Annotated in this window: 8 protein-coding genes (1 of these 8 cut by a window edge); 4 read left to right on the top strand and 4 right to left on the bottom strand. The window is 40.7% G+C overall.

Annotated features, from left to right (window positions below):
- A protein-coding gene (gppA, locus tag ACXAFE_RS00335; RefSeq protein WP_475146933.1) for a guanosine-5'-triphosphate,3'-diphosphate diphosphatase crosses the window boundary here: on the bottom strand, positions 1-1,117 show its 5' portion. The gene continues 386 nt to the left of window position 1, outside the view; the window shows 1,117 of its 1,503 coding nt (coding positions 1-1,117); it begins with the start codon at positions 1,115-1,117; its stop codon lies off the left edge, out of view.
- A gap of 18 nt (positions 1,118-1,135) precedes the next feature.
- Complete coding sequence (rhlB, locus tag ACXAFE_RS00330) at positions 1,136-2,392, bottom strand: ATP-dependent RNA helicase RhlB (RefSeq protein WP_054981474.1); 1,257 nt, start codon at positions 2,390-2,392, stop codon at positions 1,136-1,138.
- A gap of 91 nt (positions 2,393-2,483) precedes the next feature.
- Between rhlB and trxA the strand changes: the two genes are divergently transcribed.
- From trxA to ACXAFE_RS00315, 3 genes are all read left to right on the top strand, one after another.
- Positions 2,484-2,810, top strand: coding sequence for a thioredoxin TrxA (gene trxA / locus ACXAFE_RS00325; protein WP_475146928.1), 327 nt, complete (start codon positions 2,484-2,486; stop codon positions 2,808-2,810).
- A 173-nt stretch (positions 2,811-2,983) separates the two neighbouring features.
- On the top strand, positions 2,984-4,243 hold the full coding sequence (gene rho, locus ACXAFE_RS00320; RefSeq protein WP_010562309.1) for a transcription termination factor Rho: 1,260 nt from the start codon (positions 2,984-2,986) through the stop codon (positions 4,241-4,243).
- A gap of 106 nt (positions 4,244-4,349) precedes the next feature.
- Complete coding sequence (locus ACXAFE_RS00315; protein WP_475146925.1) at positions 4,350-5,591, top strand: methyl-accepting chemotaxis protein; 1,242 nt, start codon at positions 4,350-4,352, stop codon at positions 5,589-5,591.
- Positions 5,592-5,677: 86 nt separating this feature from the next.
- On the opposite strand, the gene ACXAFE_RS00310 is transcribed toward ACXAFE_RS00315, so the two are convergent.
- Both ACXAFE_RS00310 and ACXAFE_RS00305 read right to left on the bottom strand, forming a co-directional pair.
- Positions 5,678-6,946: an Ig-like domain-containing protein gene (locus ACXAFE_RS00310; protein WP_475146922.1), complete on the bottom strand. Its 1,269-nt coding sequence runs from the start codon at positions 6,944-6,946 to the stop codon at positions 5,678-5,680.
- Between the two features lie 12 nt (positions 6,947-6,958).
- Positions 6,959-7,477: an outer membrane beta-barrel protein gene (locus ACXAFE_RS00305; protein ID WP_475146919.1), complete on the bottom strand. Its 519-nt coding sequence runs from the start codon at positions 7,475-7,477 to the stop codon at positions 6,959-6,961.
- Between the two features lie 172 nt (positions 7,478-7,649).
- Here ACXAFE_RS00305 and ubiD point away from each other — a divergent pair, with 172 nt between their 5' ends.
- Positions 7,650-9,122 carry a 4-hydroxy-3-polyprenylbenzoate decarboxylase gene (gene ubiD / locus ACXAFE_RS00300; protein ID WP_475146916.1) on the top strand — a complete coding sequence of 491 codons (1,473 nt, stop codon included), beginning with the start codon at positions 7,650-7,652 and terminating at the stop codon, positions 9,120-9,122.
- Positions 9,123-9,141: the final 19 nt, after the last annotated feature.

The raw sequence follows: 9,141 nt of genomic DNA, 5'->3' as shown, positions 1-9,141 counted from the left end.
TTAATAAGCCTGTTTCATGTAACTTTGCAGCAGCTTCCAGAATCGATAAGTCTTCATCATTCAACTGCCAATCGTCTTTTACTTGCTTTGCGAATAAAAGTGCGACGTCTGCGACTCGTTGTGATTGTGTTGCATCAATATGATAGCGACTGATAAAGCTTTGAACCGTGCGCTCTCTAATATCGCTATTATGTAGCTCTGGGATCATGGAGTACAAAACTCCCTCCCTTAATGCACCACCAGCAAGCCCCATTACTTCAATATCTAAACTTTCAAATAATGCGATTAAAATTGAAAGGCCCGATGCAAATACAAGTTTTCGTTCTTGCATTAACCCAGGGAGGTCGAGTTTATCAATCGATTTGTATAAAACAGCTTGGTGTTTAATGGCATTCAGTTTATCAAGCGTCAGTAAATCATCTTGCCTTTGTGCAATCATAATTTCCTGAATAGCCTGAACCGTACCAGATGCCCCCGACACACTTAACCAACCAAGTTGTTTATACTCAGCCACTACAGGTGCAATAACTTCTTTTGCTGCATTTGTTGCAGCTTCGAAGTTATCATGCGTTAACAAGCCATTTTCGAAGTACTTTTCAAGATAGGTTACACAACCCATATTAAGGCTTTTATATAAAAGAGGATCGAAGCCATCGCCAATCACCACTTCTGTACTAGCACCACCGATATCAATAACCAGTTGCTTACCGAGTGTTGATGAAGTGTGTGCAACCCCTTTATAGATTGTTTTTGCTTCTTCTTCACCACTGATTACGCGAATTGGATGACCGAGAATTAGCTCAGCTTTTTCGACAAATTGCTGTGCATTTGCCGCTAAGCGTAATGTAGCTGTAGCAACAATCGTAATATTATCTTTCGGAATATCTTGAAGCCGCTCAGCAAAAAGGGAAAGACATTCCCATCCTCTTTGCATAGCTTCAATGCTTAACTGGCTATTTTCATCCAGCCCTGCCGCTAATCTTACCTTTCGTTTAACACGTCCAATTGTTTGCAAGTCGCCTGCTACGGCTTTGGCTATTAACATATGAAAACTGTTAGAGCCTAAATCTATAACGGCATAACAGTTCTGATCATTTGCTTTATCAACGGTTAGCATTGATACCTCAAAAAACTACTAACTATGAGCTCTTCTTTGAGCTGGTTTATTTGAGCGTCGGTTATTTTGGTTTGGACGCTTTGCACGGTTATAACGCGGCTTTGGAATGTCGTCTAACAATGCTGTTTTGTCATAATGTGATAATGGGATCGCATGGTCAATATACTCTTCAATTGGCTGAAGGTTATATGCATATTGCTCACAAGCAAAACTAATGGCATGACCATAAGCACCTGCACGACCAGTTCGACCAATTCGGTGAACGTAATCTTCACAATCATCTGGTAAGTCAAAATTAAACACATGACTTACTGCGTCAATGTGTAATCCTCGCGCGGCAACATCGGTCGCAACTAAAAAGTCTAAATGACCATCAGTAAACTGCTTTAAAATTGAAATGCGCTTTTTCTGATTAACATCGCCCGTAAGTAAACCTACTCGGTGCCCGTCTGCTTTCATCCACTGATAAACGTTTTCACACATATGCTTTGTATTCGCAAATACAATCGCTTTATCCGGCCACTCTTCTTCTATTAATGTAAGAAGAAGTGGAATTTTATCGTCTTGAGATGTGTGGAAAAGCTCTTCTTGAATGCGCTGATTTGTTTTTTGCTCAGGCTCTACCTGCACATGAATCGGATTGGTCATATGCTCAAACGCTAATTCTTGTACACGGTATGAAAGTGTAGCTGAAAACAGTAAATTTAAGCGCTCTGTCGCTTCAGGCATGCGACGCAATAAATAGCGAATATCTTTAATGAAACCTAAGTCGAACATACGGTCGGCTTCATCAAGTACTACAACTTCGATATCGTTCAGGCTGTAACAGCCCTGCTTATATAGATCGATCAATCGGCCAGTTGTGCCAATTAAAATATCTACACCTTTTTCTAACTGTGCCTGTTGTTTTTCATATTCCTCGCCACCATATACAATGCCAAGGTTAAGTTTACAGTCGGGTGCAAAGATTTTTGCATCGTTATAAATCTGTAACGCTAACTCCCGAGTAGGCGCCATAATAAGCGCTCTTGGGTGTTTACTTGCCCCTTTACTATTGACCAATAAGTGGTGACAAGTCGCAGCTAAAAACGCAATGGTTTTACCAGTACCAGTTTGAGCTTGCCCTGCAATATCTCGTTTTTGTAGTGCATAAGGTAAACTTTTTGCCTGAATTGGCGTACAAAGTTCAAAGCCTTTGCGAGTAAGTCCGGCAACCACTTCCGGCGCAATATCAAAGTCGGCAAACTTTGTTTCGGTTAAATGTGTCTTATTCATAGCGAATAAGCATAACGCTTAAACTTGCAATAAGAAACAATAGTGTTTAAATACGCTATAAATAAATTCGCGAAAATTATCGGAGAACCCAATGAGCGATAAAATTATCCAACTAACAGACGATAGCTTTGAGTCTGATGTAGTTAATGCTAGCGGCCCTGTACTAGTTGATTTTTGGGCTGAGTGGTGTGGTCCTTGTAAAATGATCGCGCCAATTCTTGATGAAGTAGCAGATGAATTTGCTGGTCGTGTAACCATCGGTAAATTAAACATTGACCAAAACTCTGGCACGCCGCCAAAGTTTGGTATTCGTGGTATTCCTACATTACTACTATTCAAAGACGGTCAAGTTGCTGCAACTAAAGTTGGTGCACTATCTAAAACTCAACTAGTTGAGTTTTTAGAAGAGAACGCATAAGAAAAAGGCTGGTTTAACCAGCCTTTTTTCATTTTTGCACTGATTATTTTTTATAAAGACTGGACGCTTTTAACAAGAGCTGCTATTTTCTACATCATATTTATCCTAAGTAATTATTCATTATTACTTCCACTCAAAAACCTTGAGAATAAAACATTAAAGAACCCACCAATATGCATTTACGCGAACTTAAAAATAAGTCGATTAACGAACTTGTAAAACTAGCTGAGTCCATGGGACTTGAAAATGTAGGCCGCTTAAGAAAACAAGACATTATTTTTGCCATTTTAAAAGCTCACGCAAAGAGCGGCGAAAACATCTATGGCGGTGGCGTATTAGAAATACTTCAAGATGGATTTGGCTTCCTTCGTTCTTTCGAAGCCTCTTATTTAGCTGGACCAGATGATATCTATGTATCGCCTAGCCAAATCAGACGCTTTAGTTTACGTACTGGTGACACAATTAATGGATTAATTCGTCCGCCAAAAGATGGCGAACGTTATTTCGCACTACTTAAAGTTAATGAAGTAAACTTCGACAAGCCAGAAAACTCTCGTACTAAGATCCTTTTCGAAAACTTAACACCACTTCACGCAAACGACCGTTTACGTATGGAACGTGGTAATGGCAGTACTGAAGATATCACAACCCGTGTAATCGATTTAGCAGCGCCAATTGGTAAAGGACAACGTGGTTTATTAGTAGCTCCGCCAAAAGCGGGTAAAACAATGTTGCTACAAAACATCGCGCAGTCTATTAGCTCAAACCACCCTGAGTGTGAGCTTATCGTTTTACTAATCGATGAACGTCCTGAAGAAGTTACCGAAATGCAACGCCTTGTAAAAGGTGAAGTAGTTGCTTCAACATTCGACGAGCCAGCAAGCCGTCACGTACAAGTTGCCGAAATGGTAATTGAAAAAGCGAAACGCTTAGTAGAGCACAAGAAAGACGTGGTTATTCTACTTGATTCAATTACGCGTTTAGCGCGTGCCTACAACACCGTAATTCCTTCATCAGGTAAAGTACTTACTGGTGGTGTTGATGCCAATGCACTACATAAGCCTAAGCGTTTCTTCGGTGCAGCACGTAACGTTGAACAAGGCGGTAGCTTAACGATTATTGCGACAGCGCTTATCGATACTGGCTCAAAGATGGATGAAGTTATCTACGAAGAGTTTAAAGGCACTGGTAATATGGAATTACACCTTAACCGTAAGATTGCGGAAAAACGTGTATTCCCAGCTATCGACTTCAACCGTTCAGGTACACGTCGTGAAGAGCTACTGACGAAAGCAGACGAACTTCAGAAGATGTGGATTCTTCGTAAGATCGTACACGAAATGTCAGAGATCGACGCAATGGAATTCTTAATTGATAAACTTGCGATGTGTAAGACTAATGACGAATTCTTCGATTCAATGAAACGAAAGTAATTGCATCATAATTTAAAAAAACGCCAGTAGTTAGCTGGCGTTTTTATTTGCTCAATACAAAATCTGTTCTATAACTATTATATACTTAGCGTTATATTTCAGATTTATGCAAATACATAAACTACTCTTTCCAAGCATAATAATTTTTGCACTGTGTTCACTATTAATCCTGTTTTTAGTTGATGCCTCTACCCTATACTTAGTACTGCAAGGTATTATGTCGCTGGTCATTATTGGTATATTTGGATACAGCCAAAAAAACAAAAAAGCTGATGCGAGCTTTCTAACATCCTTCTCTCAAGCTGTATCTAATCCAGCGGAAGTTAACCTCAAATTTCGTTTTCAAAATAATGGCAATACAGACTACGCCGATGAATGTACCTATATTGACAACTGGCTTGAAGTAATGGACCATTTAATTACAGAGGTATATGCATCATCGGCACGTTTATATCCCATGGCAAGTGAGCTAAAAGATACCTATAGCTCGATGATGCAAAAGGCAACAATGCAGCATAGCCATGGCGAAACACTCGGGCAATCAATGGCCGCAATGGTAGAAGTATCCGCACAATTAGATGACAATTTGGTTTTGATTTACCAAGCGGTAACAAACGCCAACGACTCCGTAAAGCAAACACGCTCCGATGCAGATCTCAGCCAGCAAAGCCTATCATCGCTAGCAACTAAGATTGAAAAAACCGGCGAGCAACTTGAACAACTAAAAAAAGACAGCGACCAAATTACGTCAATTATTGAAGTTATCAACTCCATTGCCGAACAAACCAATTTACTTGCTCTTAATGCCGCGATAGAAGCAGCTCGCGCCGGCGAACAAGGTCGTGGTTTTGCGGTAGTGGCTGATGAAGTACGCAATCTTGCTGCACGCACCAGCGAATCGACCAAAGAAGTTAGTGCTATGGTAAGTCGCATTCAATCTGGCACAGACCTAGTACATCAGTTAATGATGAAAGCACATGAAGAGACTCAGCAAACAGTTAATTTATCGCAGCAGGCAAACTTAGAAATAGACCAAATCGATCACGCAATGAATGAGATTCACTCGTTATCTGAACAAATACAGCAACAGGTAAAACAGCAAAGAACCGCGTCAGATGATGCACAATCATCGGTTTATGCCATGATAGAATTAAATACTGATGCACTTTCAAACTCTAAAATCCAATCGGTTACCAGTGATGATTTACTTAACTTAGCCACCAGCTTACGAGAAAAGCTCGATCTGTTTGATTTTAATGATAAAGAGTGGAATACCTGTACACGAACTAAATTGCGGCGCGAGAACTCTGAAGCGCCGAGCGAGGCAGGTGAAATAGATTTATTTTAGTAATTTTACGCACTCAATTAACTTTGAGTGCGTAAAAAACATATCTCAGATTAACCAGCAAAAAACTGGTTAACTAAAAGATTAGCTTATTTAACAACTGTGATGTCAATTGTTTCTGATTTTCCACGATAGCTAGAAATCAAGGTAAACGAGCCCGTTTTCGAGCTTGATGCACTCACCTCTAAATACGCTTCATTAGTACCTAACTTCTTAAATTGTGATGTAACTAAATCAGTCCCTGAAAATGACCAGCCAGCAAACTCCGATACGTTAAAGTCGTCAGATACGCCTGCTAGGTCTGCAAATGCCTGCAAAGATACTTTTGCACCTTGTTTAATACTAATGCTCTCGGCACCGGTATTAATCTTTAAGCCATTTAATGTTGAATCCCCGGTTACTTCAACAGAAACTTGCGCCTGTTGACCACCACAAGTAGCAAACACATTCGTCGTGCCCGATGTTAGTGCCACAATATTGCCTTGTACGTCAGACTCATTTGAAACTGCAGCAACAGCATCGTTATCACTAGACCATTTCGCTGCATCTTCAATTACGTGCTCTTCTCCATTTAAAAGCGTCATTTTTGCTTTTAAACTAACTCTTTCAGTTAAACCAAGATCCAACGCATTGATACTATCTTTATCGATGTAAGCCTTGATGATATCGATATCTTCGCTAAAACCGTAAAAAGGCTCCTGCTCTTCGATACCATCGTTATGACGCGCTACAACATTTATAACCTCTCTTCCCATCTTAGATGAATATAATAAGCCACTTTCACTAATAACAGCAGTGTCAGGCTCAATCAAAGACCAAACTATATTATGGGTATTTGGTGCACTAACATAGCCATCCTCGTAAGTAACAACCGCAGCTAATTGAGTGGATAGACACGCAGTTACCTCAACTGAGCCAGTATTGAGTTGTGTTAGTTTCAGTTGCTTAGCTTTACTATCGCTAATTGAAAGCTCGGTTGTTGCTTCAATATCATTGATAGTTGTTGCTGTAAAAGTCACTAAACCTTGGTTATCTGCTAGTGCTTTTACCGCAGTTACCAAGCCACTTGAGTCGATAGTAGCAACGTCAGTATTTGATGACGTCCAAGTGACTTCTTTAGAGATATCCCTAACCTCACCTTTAGTATCAGTACCCATCGCAACTAGTTGATGAGTTTGCCCTGCACGTAACCGTACACCGCTACCGTTAAATTCAATTTTCTCGACCAAAGTACCGTTAGCGCGCTGCGATTCTAGTTCAACGGCTTTAATTAGCGCGGCAGGGTCGTCTGATTCGCTACACCCCGAAAGTACAACTGCGGTCGCTAACGCTAAAGGTAATAATTTAAACTTTTTCATATGTAATTCCCTTTAAAATGTATAGCTTACGCCAAGTGTATAATTTGCTAGTTTTAAGTCTGAATCGGAATGCAATACTTGGTATCCCAAGCGGACTTTAATCTCTTCAAAACTAGGGATTTCTTGATTCAAACCTATGCCCCAAGCAAAACCATTGTAACTATCAATATTGTTATATGTTTCTTCTGGACCTGTTACAGCAATGTCATTCCAGCTCCAGCCCAGTAAAATGTCAGCACTAAAGCCATAAGATGCGGGTGACTCAAAGCGACCGAATAGAGAATACGATTTATCTAGCTCGAAGTTCATACGGTACAAGTCATCATCCGTACTTGAAACTGCCACCTGTCCTTCTAAAAAAATACCGTCGAAAAATTCGTAACCTGCTTTTAAATTCAAAGCATTTGGGTTCACCGTTTCATCTGCGATTTCAAAATCGTTATAGGCGTAATCTAATCCAACATAGATATCATTCGCCGCAAAAGCTGAACCACAAAAAAGCAGAGCACTTGTAAAGATTAAAGATTTCATAAAAATCCTTTTTGTATAATTGTGTCCCCATTCTATTGAATGCTAAACCAAAAAGCATCTACAGAAGTATAAACAATTGTAACCATGTATTCGGTAATACAATTGCCCGTAAGTTGCGCAAAAGGTTATACTATCACCAATCAATTTATATTATTAAAAGCCTGACAATACTATGAAATATAAAGACCTCAGGGACTTTATCGAACTGTTAGAAAAGAAAGGTCAGCTAAAACGTATCAAGCAAGAAATTGATACCTATTTGGAGATGACTGAAATAGCCGACCGCACTTTGCGTGCAAAAGGCCCTGCACTACTTTTCGAAAATCCAAAAGGCTATTCCATTCCTGTACTTGCCAACTTGTTTGGCACGCCTGAGCGTGTTGCTTTAGGTATGGGGCAAGAAGATGTATCAGAACTAAGAGAAGTTGGTAAGCTTCTCGCCTTTTTAAAAGAGCCTGAGCCACCAAAAGGCATTAAAGATGCGCTAAGCCAACTACCTGTGTTTAAGCAAGTACTCAACATGCCGCCAAAAGAAGTTAAGAAAGCACCATGCCAACAAGTAATTGTTGAAGGTGATGAGGTTGATTTAACTAAGCTACCAATCCAACACTGTTGGCCTGGCGATGCTGCACCACTGATTACTTGGGGCTTAACAGTTACAAAAGGGCCTTATAAAAAGCGCCAAAATTTAGGTATTTACCGCCAACAATTACTTGGTAAAAACAAAATCATTATGCGCTGGTTATCACACCGTGGTGGCGCGCTCGATTACCAAGAATGGTGTAAAGAACACCCAGGTGAACCTTACCCTGTGTCGGTAGCGCTTGGGGCAGACCCTGCAACCATACTTGGTGCAGTAACACCTGTGCCAGATACCCTTAGCGAATATGCTTTTGCCGGTTTATTGCGTGGCAGCAAAACAGAAGTGGTAAAATCGGTTTCGAACGACTTACAAGTCCCTGCCAGCGCAGAGTTTGTATTAGAAGGCTATATTGAACAGGGCGAAATGGCACCTGAAGGGCCTTATGGCGATCACACCGGTTATTACAATGAAGTAGATGACTTCCCTGTCATGACAGTAACGCATATTACGCACCGTAAAGATCCTATATATCACAGCACCTATACTGGCCGTCCGCCTGATGAGCCAGCTATTTTGGGTGTGGCGCTTAACGAAGTGTTTGTGCCTATTTTGCAAAAGCAATTCCCTGAGATTGTGGATTTCTACTTACCACCTGAAGGCTGTTCTTACCGCATGGCCGTGGTTACCATGAAAAAACAATACCCAGGTCATGCCAAACGCGTAATGATGGGTGTTTGGTCATTCTTACGTCAATTCATGTATACTAAGTTCGTTATTGTGTGTGATGATGACGTGAATGCGCGCGACTGGAACGATGTAATTTGGGCAATTACTACGCGTATGGATCCTGCCCGCGATACCACAATGATCGAAAATACCCCTATTGATTATCTCGATTTTGCCTCACCTGTTTCTGGCTTAGGATCAAAAATGGGGCTTGATGCCACCAATAAATGGCCTGGCGAAACCGACCGCGAATGGGGCGAACCCATCGTAATGGACGATAAAGTCAAACAACGTGTTGATGAAATTTGGGATTCACTCAACATTTTAGAAAAGTAACGCAGTTAAACTTGCGTCG

The sequence above is a fragment of the Pseudoalteromonas sp. ABV4_021 genome, assembly GCF_056159365.1.
Note: the sequence above shows the minus strand (reverse complement) of the source record. Positions and strands in the feature narration are given on the sequence as shown.